This window comes from Agrococcus sp. DT81.2 (assembly GCF_049844935.1).
In the GTDB taxonomy this organism is placed as follows: Bacteria; Actinomycetota; Actinomycetes; order Actinomycetales; family Microbacteriaceae; genus Agrococcus.
In genome coordinates this window covers 221,448-238,255 of sequence record NZ_JBNCLZ010000004.1, presented here as the reverse complement: position 1 = coordinate 238,255, position 16,808 = coordinate 221,448, and the positions used below count along the sequence as shown (strand labels likewise).

Sequence of the window (16,808 nt, the reverse complement as noted above, 5' to 3'; positions counted from 1 at the left end):
GAACACCGTAGCCTCGAAGCATGGAGCAGGGCACATGACGAGCACCTCGGCGACCACCCGGGTCATGCCGTCCGCGCGCGCACAGGGCGGCTCCCGTCCGCCCGCGCGAGCACGCGGCGGCGCCCGGCCCGTGGCGCGCGGCAAGCGCATCGGCCGCGTCGTCTCGCTCGACGCCGCCCGCGGCCTGCTCGTGCTCGCGACCGTCGCCTGGCTCGCCGCGCCGCGCCGGCCGTTCCCCGCCTCGGAGCCGTGGGGCGCGGTCGGGCTCGACGGCATCGCGCTGCCCGCCTTCGCGGTCATCGCGGGCTGCGCGTTCGCGATGGCGCAGCACCGCCAGTGGACGAGCGGCGGCCGCGTGCTCGGCCGCGCGGCGCTGCTGCTGATCGCGGGACTCGTGATCGCCGCTGTGGCGGCCCTCATCAGCGGTGCCGCGGCGGGCATCCCCTTCGACGCCGCAGCAGGCACGCTCGGCGGCCTGGAGCGGCTCCGCGTCGTCGGGCCGCTGCTGCAGCTCGGCATCGCGACCGCGGTGCTCGGACTGCTGGGCCTGCTCGCGAGCACCTGGGTGGGCTGGGCGTGGGCCACCGTGGTCGCGACGGCCATCGGCGCCGGCACGCTGTGGCTCACCACCGGCCTGTGCGGCGAGCTGAGCGACGCGTGCAGCCCGGCGACGCTGCTCGTCGGCGGCGTGGCGGATGCGGCGGGCGTCCCCGCGGACCCGCAGATCACGCAGGCGGTCACCACCGTCGTCGCCGGGCTGGGGCTGTCGCTGCCCGCCGCCGCAGGCGCGGCGCTCGTGCACGCGCTGCTGCGGGCCCGCAGCGTGAACGCGCATCAGCGGGCGCGCGTCGTCGGCTACGGGCTGCTCGCCGCAGTCCTGTTCGGCGTGCTGGGCATCCTCGCCTACTTCACGCCCACGGTGTGGGGGCAGCAGCCGCTCGAGCCGGCGACCGCCCTGTGGACGCCGCCGCTGACGCTCGCCGTCGCGAGCCTCGCCTCCGTGCTCGCGGCCGCGGCGCATCCGTCGGTCGACACCGACCTCCGCGGCGGCACCTCGGCGCTCGGCGCGTTCGCCGAGCCGTTCGCAGCCGTCGGGCGCATCAGCCTCCTGGCCGTCGGCACGACGCTCGCGGCGCGCACGCTGCTCGAGGCCATGCCCGACCCGGATCCCGTGGGCTCGTTCGCGTCCCTCGGCGACATCCCGTCGATCGTGCTCGGCATGCTCGTCGCGGCGGTCTGGCTCGGGCTCGCGCTGTGGGCGGATCGCGGCGGCCGCCGCCTGCGGCCCTGACCCGCCTCGCGCGTCCCCGCGTCGCGCGACTGCGGAACGCACACGCGCTGCAGGCACAATGGGGCCATGGCTGTGCGCACCCCCGACCCGAATCCCGGCTGGCTGAGCGATGAGGAGCTGCAGCACGCGCGCGAGCGCCTGCCGATCCTCTACGTCGAGGCGATCCCGGTGCGGCTCGACGGCATCGGCCAGGTGACCGAGGTCGGGCTGCTGCTGCGCATGAACGAGCACAGCCAGATGACGCGCACGATCGTCTCGGGCCGCGTGATGCGCGGGGAGCGCGTGCGCGACGCGCTCTACCGCCACCTCGAGAAGGACCTGGGGCCGATGGCGTTCCCGCAGCTGCCGGCGAGCCCGGTGCCCTTCCACATCGCCGAGTACTTCCCCATCCACGGGGACGGGCTCTACTCCGACGACCGGCAGCACGCCGTCTCGCTCTGCTACATCGTGCCGGTCACCGGCACGTGCGATCCGCGGCAGGACGCCCTCGAGCTCACGTGGCTCCGCCCCGAGGCCGCAGCCTCAGAGCTCGTCGCCTCCGAGATGGAGGGCGGCCGCGGCAGTCTCGTGCGTGCCGCGCTCGCCCACTGCGGGGCGCTCCGGTAGCACCGGATTCGGGATGCGCTCGGCTGTCGTCCGTAGGCTTGCACCATGAGCACCGCCTACCAGGTGACCCTCGAGTGGGGCCCCGCCGGCATGCGCGCCGCGACGGCCGACGTCGTCGTCGTCGCCGATGCCGACCGCGGGCCCGCGACGGCCGAGCTGCACGACCTGGCCCCGCGCACGTCGCTCGTGCTCGATGCGACGATCGCGAGCGCATCCGCCGTCGCCCGCGCGGCGCGCGACGAGCAGGAGCGGCGCGGCGACCGGGTCTCGATCGCGATCGTCGCGGCTGGCGAGCGGTGGGCCGACGGGTCGCTGCGTCCGAGCGCCGCCGACCTGCTGGTCGCCGGCCGGGTCGTCGACGAGCTCGCGGAGCTCGGCATCGACTTCCACAGCCCGGCGTGCGCCGCCGCGTGCGCCGCCGCCGTCCACCTCCGGGGCGCGACCGACGCCCTCATCGCGGCCGACGCGGCCGCGCTGCAGCCGACCCACGATCGAGCAGGAGCCGCCCGATGACCTGGCAAGCCGACCCCGCCCGCTACGACCGCATGCAGTACCGCCGCGCCGGCACGTCCGGCCTGAAGCTGCCGCTGCTGACGCTCGGCCTCTGGCACAACTTCGGCGACGACGTGCCGCTCGAGCGCCAGCGCGACCTGCTGACGACCGCCTTCGACCGCGGCATCACGCACTTCGACCTCGCGAACAACTACGGGCCGCCCTTCGGCGCCTCCGAGCTGAACTTCGGCCGCGTGATGGCGAGCGACCTGAAGCCCCACCGCGACGAGATCCTCGTGACCACGAAGGCGGGCTGGGACATGTGGCCGGGGCCGTACGGCATCGGCGGCAGCCGCAAGTACCTCATCGCGAGCCTCGACCAGTCGCTCGAGCGCATGGGGCTCGACCACGTCGACATCTTCTACCACCACCGCCCCGACCCCGAGACGCCGCTCGAGGAGACGATGGGCGCGCTCGACCACATCGTCCGCACCGGCCGAGCGCTGTACGTCGGCGTCTCGAGCTACTCCGCCGAGGACACGCGTCGCGCGCACGAGATCCTCGCCTCGCTCGGCACGCCGCTCACGATCCACCAGCCGTCCTACTCGATGCTGAACCGCTGGATCGAGCGGGAGGGCCTGCTCGACACGGCGGGCGAGCTCGGCGTCGGCGTGATCGGCTTCACCGCGCTCGCGCAGGGGCTGCTGACGGGCAAGTACCTCGAGGGCGTGCCGTCGGACTCGCGGGCCGGGCGGGGGAGCGCGCGCAAGCCGCTCGACCCGAACGTCTCGCCGGAGGCGATCGAGCGCATCCGCGGCCTCGGACGCATCGCCGACGAGCGGGGGCAGTCGCTCGCGCAGCTCGCGCTCTCGTGGGCGCTGCGCGACCCGCGCGTGACGTCGCTCACGATCGGCGCCTCGCGCGTCGAGCAGCTCGAGCAGAACCTCGGCGCGATCGAGCGCCTCGACTTCACCGACGCCGAGCTCGCCGCGATCGACAAGCTCGCGCAGGACGAGCCGGGCGTCGACCTCTGGGCGCAGGCGCGCGACTCCAGGAGCTGACGCAGGCCGACACCCGCGCCGATCTGCGGGTGCGGCGCGCCCGCACCCGCAGATCCGTGCGGCTCCCCGGCTGAGGCCGGCATCCGTCGCGGGCGACACGCGGGTGTCGCGTGTGGGTGGCCGCGGCTACCGTGTCGCCCATGACGGCGACGCGGCCACGGACATCCGGCGAGCGCACGTTCCTGCACGTGCTCGTCAACACGGCGCTCGCGAACGTCACGACGAGCTTCCTCTGGTTCGCGCTGACCTTCTGGGTCTACCTCGAGACGCGGTCGGTGCTCGCGACGGGCATCATCGGCGGCGCGTACATGCTGTTCGTCGCGTTCGGCAGCATGCTCTTCGGCACGATCGTCGACCACCATCGCAAGCTGCGGGTGATGCAGCTGTCCGGCCTCATCACGCTCACGGCCTTCGCGCTCGCGGGCGCGATGTACCTGCTGCTGCCGGAGTCGGCGCTGCTCGACCTGGCGGCCCCGTGGTTCTGGCTCTTCACGGCGATCATCCTGGGCGGCGCAGTGGTCGAGAACATGCGCAACATCGCGCTGTCGACGACCGTGACGATGCTCGTGCCCGACGAGCGGCATGCGAACGCGAACGGCCTCGTCGGCACCGTGCAGGGCATGACCTTCATCATCACGAGCGTGTTCTCCGGCCTCGCGATCGGCCAGCTCGGCATGGGGTGGACGATCGCGATCGCGATCGCCTTCACCGCGTTGAGCCTCGCGCACCTCGCGACGCTGCGGATGCCGCAGGACGTCGTCGCGCTCGAGGCCGGCGACACCGCTCGCGGCGTCGACCTGCGCGGCTCGATCCGAGCCGTGCTCGCAGTCGGCGGCCTGTTCGCGCTCATCATCTTCTCGACGTTCAACAACCTCATCGGCGGCGTCTACATGGCGCTGATGGATCCCTACGGGCTCGAGATCTTCTCGGTCGAGATGTGGGGGCTCGTGCTCGGCGTCACGGCGACGGGCTTCATCATCGGCGGCCTCGTCATCGCGCGCTTCGGGCTGGGCAAGCGCCCGATCCGCACGCTGCTGCTCGTCGTCGTGGCGATGGGCGTGCTCGGTGCAGCGTTCGCGATCCGTGAGCACTGGTGGCTGTACGCCGGCGGCATCTGGCTCTACATGTGCTTGATCCCCGCCGCGGAGGCAGCCGAGCAGACGATCATCCAACGGGTCGTCCCGCTCAGCAGGCAGGGTCGCGTGTTCGGGTTCGCGATGGCGTTCGAGTCGGCGGCCGCCCCGATCACGGCGTTCCTGATCGCCCCGATCGCCGAGTTCTGGATCATCCCGTGGGCGCGCTCGGACGAGGGCAGCGCGACGCTCGAGCCGTGGCTCGGGACGGGCACCACTCGCGGCATCGCGCTCGTCTTCCTCGTCGCGGGCATCATCATGGTCGTCGCCGGGGCGCTCGCGCTGCTGACGAAGTCGTACCGGCAGATCAGCGCGTCGTACGAGGCCTCGGCGCCCGAGGCTGACGCCGCTCAGGAGACCGGGTCGGTTGCGACGGATGCGTCGGATGCTTCGGTGCTGCCCGACGGGCCGTCCGCGATGCGCTCGGCGACCGACGGCGGCAGCTCCGGCGAGCCCCGGTAGGGCGCGTCACGCCGTCACGCGCCGCGCCGTCGGCGTCAGGCCGTTGCGACGCGGCGCTGCCAGCGGATCTCGACCACCCGTCGGGCGGCGCGCGTGCACGCGCGGCACGCGTAGCGACCGCGCGGCGCGCGGAAGCGCACATGCTCGTGGCCCCCGGGGCACGAGCCGACCCAGCCCGCCCGCTCGGCCGCGATCTCGCCCTGGTGCGTGCGGCCGCCCACGTAGCCGAGCTCGCGCGCCGTGCGCTGCCAGCGCGGTCCGTGCCCCGCGGCCGGGCCGGCCATCGCGTGCGCCACCTCGTGCAGCAGCGTCTGGTGCACCTCATCGTCGTCCCACCGCGCCGCGAGGTGCTTCGAGACGGTGATGCGCCGCTGGGTGTAGTTCGTCAGTCCGGCGCGCTTCGCGGCGCGGTCGAAGCCGAAGGTCCAGCCGTCGTCGAGGTGCAGCCGGATGAGCGCCTCGGCCCACACGCGCACGCGCTCGAGATCCGCCACCGCGCTGCTCCTTCCGGTTGTGACACCGACCTGGCCGGTCCCTGCATCGACCCGGCGAGCATCCCATCCGCTGCCGACGCGGCGCGAACCGCCGGCGCCCGCCTGTGGATGAGCGTCAGCGCCCGCCCCAGATCGGGTGCGTCGCGCGCGGCACGTCCTGCTCCGCGCGGATCGCCTCGGTCTGAGCGCGGTCCATGGCCACGAGCAGGGCGACCTCCGCCGCCTGCAGCTGCTCCGCCGGCAGCTCGGCCTCCCGGCACAGCTCGACCGCCACGGTGAAGTCGACGCAGGCCTCGTGCCACTGGTGCAGCGCGAAGTGCACGGTGCCGCGCTGCTGCAGCGCGTGCGCCCAGAGCTCGACCCAGTCGTTCGAGCGCGACTCCGCGATGAGGGCCGTGCACTCACGCAGCGCCGTGTGCAGGTCGCCGCGCGTCTGCACGACGGATGCGCGCAGCAGCCGCGCCTCCGCGACGCGGTCGCGGGATCCCGACGCGCGCGCCATCGACACCGCCTCGGTCGCGGCTGCGAGCGCCTCGTCGAGCCGACCGATGCTCTCGAGCAGCCACGCGCGCTCCGATACCGCGGCGAGCGAGCGCTCGCGGCCGAGCTGGCGCAGCCTGCGGGCGACCGCCCCGACATCGACGGCGTTCCGCAGCGCGGTCTGGTCGTAGCCGATCGACTCGCTCATCCCGACATCGTCGCGCATCGGGGCTCGATCTCGGGGAGCACGCGCCGCGCGCCGCCACGAGCCCGCGGCGCGAAGCCCCAGGATCTCAACGTCGCCGGTGGTCGATCGGCCCCGCATGCGGCGCCAGTGACCACCGGCGACGTTGAGAATCCGGGTCAGCCGAAGACGCCCCTGCCGGGCGCGGGGCTCGGGGTCGCGTCAGCGTCGCGGGCGGGCAGCGCGCCGCCGAGGAAGCGCCGCAGCTCCGCGCCCGCGACGACCTTGCCCGGTAGCGGGTCGCGGCGCAGCGCCCGGCCGAGCGCGTCGAGGTCGGGCAGCTCAGGACCGGCGACCGCCACGACGTTGCCGAAGCGCCTGCCCTTCAGCATGCCGGGGTCGGCGAGCGCCGCCGCCGACTCGTGCACCTCGAGCAGCGCCGCGAGCTGCCGCTTCGCGAATGCGAGCGTGCGGTCGTCGGCGATGTTCACGACCACGACGCCGCTCGGCGCGAGCAGGTCGCGCACGAGCGCGTGGAACTCGACGGTCGTCACGTGGGCCGGCGTCTGCGAGCCGGAGAACACATCCACCACCACGAGGTCGACTGCGCCGCGCAGCCCGCCGGGCAGTCGCGACAGCTGCTCGCGCGCGTCGCCGTAGCGCACGCGCACGCTCGCGCCCCGCGGGAGCGGCGCCACCTCGCGCACGAGCTCGACGAGCAGCGGCTCGAGCTCGATGACCTGCTGGCGGGAGCCCGGCCTGGTCGCCTCGACATAGCGGGGGAGGGTGAGCGCGCCCGCGCCGAGGTGCACGGCGGTGATCGGCCCGGCGGGCAGCTCGTCGATGACGTGGCCGATCTGCTGCACGTACTCGTAGACGAGCAGCTCCGGCCGCTCGGGGTCGACGTGCGACTGGGGGGTGCCGTCGACGACGAGCTGCCAGCCCGCGGATGCGTACCGCATCTCGGCGTGCAGGCCGCTCGAGAGGCGGCGGCTGGGGGTGCTCACGACGACCATCCTCCCGTGCCTGACGGCCGAGCAACCGCCCGGCCGGGACCCGCTAGCATCGTGCCCCAGGGCTGCGCGCGCCGACACGCCGAGGCGACTGGACATGGGTCGACCTGCGGCGTAGTGTGGCTAGTTGCGCTCACAGACATCCCCTCTGCCTTCATATTGCGGTCGGCGCGCGCCCGGACAGGGCGCTTCAGGGTGTTGACGAGTCTCTCACCGACGACACGATCCCGGGAAGACCCGCAACCCTTCCCGGCCCGGAGGTATCTGCCTTGGCTGAACTGAGCCCCAAGACCGGTCGGCGCGCAAGCCGACTGAGCTTCGCGCACATCTCGGAGACCCTGACGGTCCCCGACCTGCTGGCGCTCCAGACCGAGAGCTTCGAATGGCTCATCGGTGACGACGCCTGGAAGGCGCGCCTCGACCTGGCGAACGCCGAGGGTCGCGACGACATCCCCGCGCACTCGGGCCTCGAGGAAATCTTCGAGGAGATCTCCCCGATCGAGGATCTGAGCGAGAAGATGCAGCTCTCCTTCTCGGAGCCGGTGCTCGACGTGCCCAAGTACACGATCGACGAGTGCAAGGAGCGCGGCAAGACCTACGCCGCGCCGCTGTACGTCTCGGCCGAGTTCATGAACCACGAGACGGGCGAGATCAAGTCGCAGACCGTCTTCATGGGCGACTTCCCGCTCATGACCGAGAAGGGCACGTTCATCGTGAACGGCACCGAGCGCGTCGTCGTCTCGCAGCTCGTGCGCAGCCCCGGTGTCTACTTCGAGCGCACCCCCGAGAAGAACTCCGACAAGGACGTCTACTCGGCGCGCGTCATCCCCAGCCGCGGCGCCTGGCTCGAGTTCGAGGTCGACAAGCGCGACGCCGTCGGCGTGCGCATCGACCGCAAGCGCAAGCAGTCGGTCACGGTCTTCCTCAAGGCCCTCGGCATGACCGCCGAGGACATCGCCAAGGAGTTCGCCGGCTACGAGTCGATCATCGCGACGCTCGAGAAGGACGCGCCGATGACGAAGGAGGACGCCCTCCGCGACATCTACCGCAAGCTGCGTCCGGGCGAGCAGGTCGCCGCCGAGGCCGCCCGCGCGCTGCTCGACAACTTCTACTTCAACCCGAAGCGCTACGACCTCGCGAAGGTCGGCCGCTACAAGATCAACCGCAAGCTCGGCATCGACGTGCCCATGAGCGACTCGGTGCTCTCGGTCGAGGACATCGTCGCGACGATCAAGTACCTCGTCGCGCTGCACGCCGAGCAGACGACCCTCCCGGGCGTCCGCAAGGGCGAGCCCGTCGAGATCCGCCTCGACGTCGACGACATCGACCACTTCGGCAACCGCCGCATCCGCGCCGTCGGCGAGCTCATCCAGAACCAGGTCCGCACGGGCCTGGCTCGCATGGAGCGCGTCGTCCGCGAGCGCATGTCGACGCAGGACATCGAGGCGATCACGCCCCAGACGCTCATCAACGTGCGTCCGGTCTCGGCTGCGATCAAGGAGTTCTTCGGCACCTCGCAGCTGTCGCAGTTCATGGACCAGAACAACCCGCTCGCGGGCCTGACCCACAAGCGCCGCCTGTCGGCGCTGGGCCCGGGCGGTCTGTCGCGTGAGCGCGCCGGCGTCGAGGTGCGAGACGTGCACCCGTCGCACTACGGCCGCATGTGCCCGATCGAGACGCCGGAAGGCCCGAACATCGGCCTCATCGGCTCGCTCGCGACCTTCGCGCGCATCAACTCGTTCGGCTTCATCGAGACGCCGTACCGCCGGGTCGAGAACGGCGTCGTGTCGGCGAAGATCGACTACCTGACCGCATCGGAGGAGGACGAGTTCGTCGTCGCCCACGCGAACAACCGCCTCAACTCGAAGCAGCAGTTCATCGAGGAGCGCGTCGTCGCCCGTCGCAAGGGCGAGGAGGTCGAGCTGGTCGTCCCGACCGAGGTCGACTACATGGATGTCTCGCCGCGCCAGATGGTGTCGGTGGCGACGAGCCTCATCCCGTTCCTCGAGCACGACGACGCGAACCGCGCCCTCATGGGCGCGAACATGCAGCGCCAGGCGGTGCCGCTCGTCCGCAGCGAGTCGCCGTTCGTCGGCACCGGCATGGAGGGCTTCGCCGCGATCGACTCCGGCGACGTCATCACGGCGGATGCGTCGGGCGTCGTCGCAGAGGTCTCGGCCGACATGGTCTCGATCCAGCTCGACGAGGGCGGCACGCAGCAGTACTTCCTGCGCAAGTTCGACCGCTCGAACCAGGGCACGTCGTACAACCACCGCGTCATCGTCTCGGCGGGCGACCGCATCGAGGCCGGCGAGGTCATCGCCGACGGTCCCGCGACCGACCAGGGCGAGCTCGCGCTCGGCCGCAACCTGCTCGTGGCGTTCATGCCGTGGGAGGGCCACAACTACGAGGACGCGATCATCCTCAGCCAGAACCTCGTGAAGGACGACGTGCTCTCGTCGATCCACATCGAGGAGTACGAGGTCGACGCCCGCGACACCAAGCTGGGCAAGGAGGAGATCACCCGTGATCTCCCCAACGTCGGCCCCGACCTGCTGGCCGACCTCGACGAGCGCGGCATCATCCGCATCGGCGCCGAGGTCGTGCCGGGCGACATCCTGGTCGGCAAGGTCACGCCGAAGGGCGAGACCGAGCTGAGCGCCGAGGAGCGCCTGCTCCGCGCGATCTTCAACGAGAAGAGCCGCGAGGTCCGCGACACGTCGCTCAAGGTGCCCCACGGCGAGCAGGGCACGGTCATCGCGGTCAAGCAGTTCCGCGCTGAGGACGGCGACGACGAGCTGGGCTCGGGCGTGCACGAGAAGGTCGTCGTGTACATCGCGCAGAAGCGCAAGATCACCGAGGGCGACAAGCTCGCGGGCCGCCACGGCAACAAGGGCGTCATCGCGAAGATCCTGCCCGAGGAGGACATGCCGTTCCTCGCGGACGGCACGCCGGTCGACATCGTGCTGAACCCGCTGGGCATCCCGAAGCGCATGAACTTCGGCCAGGTGCTCGAGACGCACCTCGGCTGGATCGCGAAGACGGGCTGGAAGGTCGAGGGCGTGCCGGAGTGGGCGGAGGGTCTCGACCCGCGCACGCTCGAGGCGCCCGCCGACACGAAGGTCGCCACCCCGGTGTTCGACGGCGCGACCGAGGAGGCCATCATCGGCCTGCTCGACGCGACGCTCCCCACCCGCGACGGCCAGCGGCTCGTCGACGGCTCGGGCAAGGCGAACCTGTTCGACGGTCGCTCCGGTGAGCCGTACCCGTACCCGATCTCGGTCGGCTACATGTACATCCTCAAGCTCCACCACCTCGTCGACGACAAGATCCACGCGCGCTCGACGGGCCCGTACTCGATGATCACGCAGCAGCCCCTGGGCGGTAAGGCCCAGTTCGGCGGCCAGCGCTTCGGCGAGATGGAGGTCTGGGCGCTCGAGGCGTACGGCGCCGCCTACACGCTGCAGGAGCTGCTCACCATCAAGTCGGACGACATCGTCGGCCGCGTGAAGGTGTACGAGGCGATCGTCAAGGGCGAGAACATCCAGGAGCCCGGCATCCCCGAGTCCTTCAAGGTGCTCATGAAGGAGATGCAGTCGCTCTGCCTGAACGTCGAAGTGCTCAACGCAGCCGGCGAGCTCGTCACCCTCCGCGATGACGAGGACGAGGCACTGCGCACGGCCGAGGAGCTCGGCATCAACATCTCCAGGCCGGAGATGTCGTCGATCGACGACATCTGATCCGCCGCGAACTGAATCTTCAGACAAGAGGGAAATGCATTGATCGACGCAACCACGTTCGATGAACTGCGGATCGGCCTGGCCACGGCCGACCACATCCGTGCCTGGTCCTACGGCGAGGTCAAGAAGCCGGAGACCATCAACTACCGCACGCTGAAGCCGGAGAAGGACGGCCTGTTCGGCGAGCAGATCTTCGGCCCGTCGCGCGACTGGGAGTGCGCGTGCGGCAAGTACAAGCGCGTGCGCTTCAAGGGCATCGTCTGCGAGCGATGCGGCGTCGAGGTCACGAAGTCGTCGGTGCGCCGCGAGCGCATGGGCCACATCGAGCTCGCCGCTCCCGTCACGCACATCTGGTACTTCAAGGGCGTGCCGAGCCGTCTCGGCTACCTGCTCGACATGGCGCCGAAGGACCTCGAGAAGGTCATCTACTTCGCCGCGTACATGATCATCAGGGTCGACGAGGCAGCCCGCCACGAGCGCCTGCCCCAGCTCGAGCAGGAGCTGCGCCTCAAGACCAACGAGGTCGAGAAGCGCCGCGACGCCGACATCGCCGAGCGCCTCGCGCAGCTGGAGGCCGACGTGGCCCAGCTCGAGGAGGAGGGCGCGAAGGCCGACCAGAAGCGCAAGGTCCGCGACGCCGGTGAGCGCGAGATGGCGCAGCTGCGCAAGATCGCCGACGACCAGATCGCTCACCTCGAGCGCGTCTTCGACGACTTCCGCACGCTGAAGGTCGGCGAGCTCAAGGCGGAGGACGCGGTCTACCACGACCTCGTCGACCTCTACGGCGAGTTCTTCGAGGGCCACATGGGCGCCGAGGCGATCAAGCTGCGCCTGCTGGCGTTCGACCTGGCCGCCGAGTCGGAGGACCTGCACAAGCAGATCGCCGAGGGCAAGGGCCAGCGTAAGATCCGTGCGATCAAGCGCCTCAAGGTCGTCAACTCGTTCCTGCAGACGGGCAACAGCCCGGCTGCGATGGTGCTCGACGTCGTGCCGGTGATCCCGCCGGAGCTGCGCCCGATGGTGCAGCTCGACGGTGGCCGCTTCGCGACGAGTGACCTGAACGACCTCTACCGCCGCGTCATCAACCGCAACAACCGACTCCGCCGCCTGCTCGACCTCGGTGCTCCCGAGATCATCGTGAACAACGAGAAGCGCATGCTGCAGGAGGCGGTCGACGCCCTGTTCGACAACGGCCGTCGTGGCCGTCCCGTCACGGGCACGGGCAACCGCGCGCTGAAGTCGCTCTCGGACATGCTGAAGGGCAAGCAGGGCCGGTTCCGCCAGAACCTGCTCGGCAAGCGCGTCGACTACTCGGGCCGCTCGGTCATCGTGGTCGGCCCGCAGCTGCAGCTGCACCAGTGCGGCCTGCCGAAGCAGATGGCGCTCGAGCTGTTCAAGCCGTTCGTCATCAAGCGCCTCATCGACCTGGGCCACTCGCAGAACATCAAGCACGCGAAGCGCATGGTCGAGCGGTCGAAGCCGCAGGTCTGGGACGTGCTCGAGGAGATCATCCGCGAGCGCCCCGTGCTGCTGAACCGCGCGCCCACGCTGCACCGCCTCGGCATCCAGGCCTTCGAGCCGCTGCTCGTCGAGGGCAAGGCCATCCAGCTGCACCCGCTCGTGTGCTCGGCGTTCAACGCCGACTTCGACGGCGACCAGATGGCTGTCCACCTGCCGCTGTCGGTCGAGGCGCAGGCCGAGGCCCGCGTGCTCATGCTCGCGTCGAACAACATCCTGAAGCCGTCCGACGGCCGCCCGGTGACCCTGCCGACCCACGAGATCGTCTCGGGTCTGCACCACCTGACGACGCTGAAGGCAGAGGGTGTCGGCAAGGGCCGCGCGTTCTCGTCGGTCGCCGAGGCGATCATGGCGATGGACCAGGGCTCGCTCGACCTGGGCGCGCCCGTGCGCATCCGCCTCGAGGGCCTGGTCTTCCGCGACCAGGACCGCCCCGAGGGCTTCGTCGACGGCGAGCCGTTCCTGCACGAGACGACCCTGGGTCGCGCGCTCTTCAACGAGCTGCTGCCCGAGGACTTCCCGTACGTCGCTGAGGTCGCCGCGAAGCCGCTCATCTCGCTCATCGTGAACGCGCTAGCAGAGCGCTACCCGAAGACCGTGGTGGCAGCGACGCTCGACAAGATCAAGGACGCCGGCTTCTACTGGGCCACCCGCTCCGGCATCACCGTCGCGCTCTCCGACGTCATCACGCCCGCCCGCAAGAGCGAGATCGTGGCTGCCGCCGAGGAGTCCGCGAGCAAGGTCCAGGGCAAGTTCGAGAAGGGCCTCATCACCGACTCGGAGCGTCGCACCGACCTCACCGAGCTGTGGACCAAGGCCACCAACGAGGTGCAGAAGGCCACGCAGGAGGCGTTCGACGAGGACAACTCCATCTACCGCATGGTCACCGCCGGCGCGAACGGCAACTGGATCCAGGTGCGCAACATCACCGGCATGCGTGGTCTGGTGACCAACCCGAAGGGCGAGGTCATCCCGCGTCCGATCATCTCCTCGTACCGCGAGGGCCTGACGGTGGCGGAGTACTTCATCGCCACCCACGGTGCCCGCAAGGGCTCGGCCGACACGGCGCTCCGCACGGCCGACTCGGGCTACCTGACGCGTCGTCTCGTCGACGTGTCGCAGGACGTCATCATCCGTGAGGACGACTGCGGCACCGAGCGAGGCCTCGACGTGCCGATCGCCGAGACGATCGACGGCCAGCTGATGCTGCACGAGAACGTCGAGTCGGCGGTCTACGCGCGCAACCTGGCGACGGATGTCGTGGCACAGGACGGCACGGTCCTCGCGACCGGCGGCTCGGACATCGGCGACCGCGAGATCCGCGCGTTCATCACGGCCGGCGTCGAGACGGTCAAGGTGCGCTCGGTGCTCACGTGCGAGTCGGCGGTCGGCGTCTGCGCCCACTGCTACGGCCGCTCGCTGGCCACCGGCAAGCTCGTGGACATCGGCGAGGCGGTCGGCATCATCGCCGCCCAGTCGATCGGCGAGCCCGGCACGCAGCTCACGATGCGCACGTTCCACACCGGTGGATCGGTCGGCGCGAGCGACATCACGCAGGGTCTGCCCCGCGTGACCGAGCTCTTCGAGGCCCGTACCCCGAAGAACTCCTCGCCCATCGCCGAGGCCGCTGGTCGAGTGCGCATCGAGGAGGACGAGAAGTCGAAGCGCATCGTGCTCACGCCCGATGACGGCGACGAGGAGTTCGCCTACCCCGTGCTGCGCCGCGCCACGCTCGAGGTCGCCGACGGCGACCGCGTCGAGCAGGGCCAGCAGCTGCAGGTCGGCTCGGTCGACCCCAAGGAGGTGCTGCGCGTGCGCGGCGTCCGCGAGGTGCAGAAGCACCTGGTGTCGGGCGTCCAGGACGTGTACCGCTCGCAGGGTGTGCCGATCCACGACAAGCACATCGAGGTCATCGTCCGCCAGATGCTCCGCAAGGTCACGGTCGTCGACCACGGCGAGACGACCCTGCTGCCCGGTGAGCTGGTCGACCGCTCGAAGTACAACGAGATCAACCGTGCCGCGCTGACCGAGGGCAAGAAGACCGCCTCGGCCCGCCAGGAGGTCATGGGCATCACCAAGGCGTCGCTCGCGACGGAGTCGTGGCTGTCGGCCGCCTCCTTCCAGGAGACGACCAAGGTGCTGACCGAGGCCGCCCTGGCCGGCAAGCGCGACCCGCTGCTCGGCCTCAAGGAGAACGTCATCATCGGAAAGCTCATCCCGGCCGGCACCGGCCTGGCGCGCTACCGCGACGTCTCCGTCGAGGCGACCGAGGAGGCGAAGGCGGAGCGGTACCCGAACCGCCTGTTCGCCGACGCGGGCAGCGTCGACGAGGCCGACCTCTCCTACCTCGACTTCGACGCCTTCACCGGCGGCGAGCTCGGCGAGCAGGAGCCCGGCCAGTACGTTTGAGCGCGGAACGCTCAATGCGACGCAGTCGCGTTGAGCGTGCAGCGCTCAAGGTCGAGTAGCACGCGGCCGGAGGTCGCGCGCGTATCGAGACCCAGCGGTCACAGGGGGTCGCACCCGAGAGGTGCGGCCCCCTTCGCCGTCCCCCAGAGTGGTCGGCAAATGTCCCGGTGGCGGTGCGCCGCCCCGACGCGCCCCCGCCCCGTGCCTAGAATCGCCTCTCGACGCGGCACCGTGCCGCCGCAGGAGGTACGACCATGAGCGACGAGCAGCACACGTCCTGGCGCGATCGCTTCTTCGGCAGTGGACCCGCCAAGGAGCCCGCGCCCGAGGCGCCCGAGGCCAGGGACGACGCGCAGCACTCCGCCGAGCTCGCTCCGGACGAGGCCGAGGTCGCCGCGACGTCGGTCGCCGAGCACGACGAGCACCAGCCGCTCGTCGAGCACGATGCGGAAGCGCACCAGTCGATGGCCCAGCAGGAGCGTCAGTCGACCTCCGACGCCGACCGCTCGGCCGACAGCCCCATCGAGCCGACGGTGATCGCGCCGTCCACGCTGCGCGGGCCCTCGCACTCCGCCGCGCACCCCGACGACACGGTGCGCACCGACACCGCGCGGTTCGATGCGCACCGCGATGCCGCGACCAGCTCGCTCGAGCGTGTCGACGACCCCAGCGCCGATGGCGCGCGGGGTGATGACGCGCCGACCCAGGCGATGCCGACCGAGCCGCCGCCCCTCGTGGAGCCCCGCCGTCCGTCGTTCGGGCTGCGCCGGCAGGCGCCCGTCGATGCAGCGGCGATCGACACGACAGCGGTCGATGCAGCGGCCGACGACACGGCGGCCGTCGACACGGGTACTGACAGCGGCGCGAAGGGTTGGGCCGCACCCGCACCCGCGCTCGGCGGGCTCGCTGCCGCCGGCGCGACGGGGGCGGGAGCCTCCGTCGCTCGCGACGAGCGCCGCGAGCGCGAGTTCGTCGAGCCCGAGCCGACGCAGGCGATCGAGCAGCAGCGCGACGACGACTCGACGCGGGCGATCGACACGGACCCGACGCGAGCGATCGACACGGACTCCACGCGAGCGATCGACACGGACTCGACCACCGACACCGGCGGCGCAACCCGCGTGCTGCCCACGCAGGAGCCCGCTGCCGAGACGCGCCCGCAGCGCTTCGGCATCGTCAGTGACGGCGATCGCGCGCCGTCGACGATCCCGGTCGACGACGAGACCGCCTCGGCGACGGCCGCGGGCGGCACGCCGATCGTGCTCGTCGAAGAGCCGGTGCCGCCGCGCCGCAAGGGTGCTCGCGCCGTCGGCTTCGCCGTCGCGCTGCTCGCGACGCTCATCTTCGCGATCCTCTTCGCTGCGGCGTTCTTCGCCGTCGGCTACCTCTTCGACCGCGCGTTCGACCCGACGGAGACGCTCCAGACCCTCTGGCTCCGGCCGTCGTTCCTGCTGCCGGTCATCGTCTTCTTCCTCGCCTACTGGATCGTGACGCTGGTCGTGAACCGCGCCGGCTGGTGGGCGCACGTGCTCGGCGCCTTCATCGTCGCGCTGCTCGTCTACGTTGCCCACATCGGCGGCGCCTACATGGAGGCGCAGGGCGGCTGGGCGGGCTACACCGCGCTGCCGGGCATCGACGCGCAGGCGCTCAGCCAGCTGCTGCTCGCTCCGCTGTCGGTGCTCGCGTTCGTCATCGCCCGCGAGGTGCCGGTCTGGGTGGGCGGCATCGTCGCGCGTCGAGGCCGCAAGGCCCGCGAATGGAACCGCAAGGCGATGGACGACTTCAACGCCGAGAACGCAGAGCGGCTCGCGATGTACGAGCGAGCTCGCGGCTGACGCCGAGCACGCGCTCACGAGGGGGAGGCCCGAGCGGCCTCCCCCTCTCGCTTGCTGCAAAGCGATCCTCACTTCCCAGGACAGGACTTC

The 16,808-nt window shown here is 71.1% G+C and carries 11 protein-coding genes; 8 read left to right on the top strand and 3 right to left on the bottom strand.

Translation table 11 applies throughout. From position 1 onward, the window contains the following. Positions 1-34: 34 nt before the first annotated feature. From ACLQ21_RS09785 to ACLQ21_RS09765, 5 genes are all read left to right on the top strand, one after another. Complete coding sequence (locus ACLQ21_RS09785) at positions 35-1,291, top strand: hypothetical protein (protein WP_425663211.1); 1,257 nt, start codon at positions 35-37, stop codon at positions 1,289-1,291. 66 nt (positions 1,292-1,357) lie between these two features. After that, a complete protein-coding gene (locus tag ACLQ21_RS09780; RefSeq protein ID WP_425663209.1) occupies positions 1,358-1,897 on the top strand; it encodes an NUDIX hydrolase family protein in 540 nt (179 codons plus the stop codon). Positions 1,898-1,942: 45 nt separating this feature from the next. Then, a complete protein-coding gene (locus ACLQ21_RS09775) occupies positions 1,943-2,410 on the top strand; it encodes a 2-phosphosulfolactate phosphatase (RefSeq protein ID WP_425663207.1) in 468 nt (155 codons plus the stop codon). Then, positions 2,407-3,450, top strand: coding sequence for an L-glyceraldehyde 3-phosphate reductase (gene mgrA / locus ACLQ21_RS09770; protein ID WP_425663205.1), 1,044 nt, complete (start codon positions 2,407-2,409; stop codon positions 3,448-3,450). The genes ACLQ21_RS09775 and mgrA overlap by 4 nt, the downstream gene beginning before the upstream one ends. Before the next feature lie 140 nt (positions 3,451-3,590). Further along, a complete protein-coding gene (locus ACLQ21_RS09765) occupies positions 3,591-5,045 on the top strand; it encodes an MFS transporter (RefSeq protein ID WP_425663203.1) in 1,455 nt (484 codons plus the stop codon). Positions 5,046-5,080: 35 nt separating this feature from the next. Here the strand turns inward: ACLQ21_RS09765 and ACLQ21_RS09760 are convergent, their stop codons facing one another. The 3 genes from ACLQ21_RS09760 to ACLQ21_RS09750 all read right to left on the bottom strand — a co-directional run bounded on the left by ACLQ21_RS09760 (position 5,081) and on the right by ACLQ21_RS09750 (position 7,165). After that, positions 5,081-5,539: a SprT-like domain-containing protein gene (locus tag ACLQ21_RS09760; RefSeq protein ID WP_425663201.1), complete on the bottom strand. Its 459-nt coding sequence runs from the start codon at positions 5,537-5,539 to the stop codon at positions 5,081-5,083. 115 nt (positions 5,540-5,654) lie between these two features. Continuing rightward, a complete protein-coding gene (locus ACLQ21_RS09755; protein ID WP_425663200.1) occupies positions 5,655-6,227 on the bottom strand; it encodes a hypothetical protein in 573 nt (190 codons plus the stop codon). 155 nt (positions 6,228-6,382) lie between these two features. Further along, complete coding sequence (locus ACLQ21_RS09750; protein ID WP_425663432.1) at positions 6,383-7,165, bottom strand: spermidine synthase; 783 nt, start codon at positions 7,163-7,165, stop codon at positions 6,383-6,385. A 320-nt stretch (positions 7,166-7,485) separates the two neighbouring features. Here ACLQ21_RS09750 and rpoB point away from each other — a divergent pair, with 320 nt between their 5' ends. The 3 genes from rpoB (at position 7,486) to ACLQ21_RS09735 (ending at position 16,718) form a co-directional block, all read left to right on the top strand. Continuing rightward, entirely contained in the window at positions 7,486-10,956 is a 3,471-nt protein-coding gene (gene rpoB, locus ACLQ21_RS09745) for a DNA-directed RNA polymerase subunit beta (RefSeq protein WP_425663198.1), read from the top strand. 39 nt (positions 10,957-10,995) lie between these two features. After that, positions 10,996-14,883, top strand: coding sequence for a DNA-directed RNA polymerase subunit beta' (rpoC, locus tag ACLQ21_RS09740; protein ID WP_425663196.1), 3,888 nt, complete (start codon positions 10,996-10,998; stop codon positions 14,881-14,883). Between the two features lie 254 nt (positions 14,884-15,137). Next, entirely contained in the window at positions 15,138-16,718 is a 1,581-nt protein-coding gene (locus tag ACLQ21_RS09735; RefSeq protein WP_425663195.1) for a hypothetical protein, read from the top strand. Positions 16,719-16,808: the final 90 nt, after the last annotated feature.

Coding starts and splice junctions, on each gene's coding strand:
- ACLQ21_RS09785 (WP_425663211.1), top strand. CDS start 35: ATGACGAGCACCTCGGCGACCACCCGGGTCATGCCGTCCGCGCGCGCA.
- ACLQ21_RS09780 (WP_425663209.1), top strand. CDS start 1,358: ATGGCTGTGCGCACCCCCGACCCGAATCCCGGCTGGCTGAGCGATGAG.
- ACLQ21_RS09775 (WP_425663207.1), top strand. CDS start 1,943: ATGAGCACCGCCTACCAGGTGACCCTCGAGTGGGGCCCCGCCGGCATG.
- mgrA (WP_425663205.1), top strand. CDS start 2,407: ATGACCTGGCAAGCCGACCCCGCCCGCTACGACCGCATGCAGTACCGC.
- ACLQ21_RS09765 (WP_425663203.1), top strand. CDS start 3,591: ATGACGGCGACGCGGCCACGGACATCCGGCGAGCGCACGTTCCTGCAC.
- ACLQ21_RS09755 (WP_425663200.1), bottom strand. CDS start 6,227: ATGAGCGAGTCGATCGGCTACGACCAGACCGCGCTGCGGAACGCCGTC.
- ACLQ21_RS09750 (WP_425663432.1), bottom strand. CDS start 7,165: ATGCGGTACGCATCCGCGGGCTGGCAGCTCGTCGTCGACGGCACCCCC.
- ACLQ21_RS09735 (WP_425663195.1), top strand. CDS start 15,138: ATGAGCGACGAGCAGCACACGTCCTGGCGCGATCGCTTCTTCGGCAGT.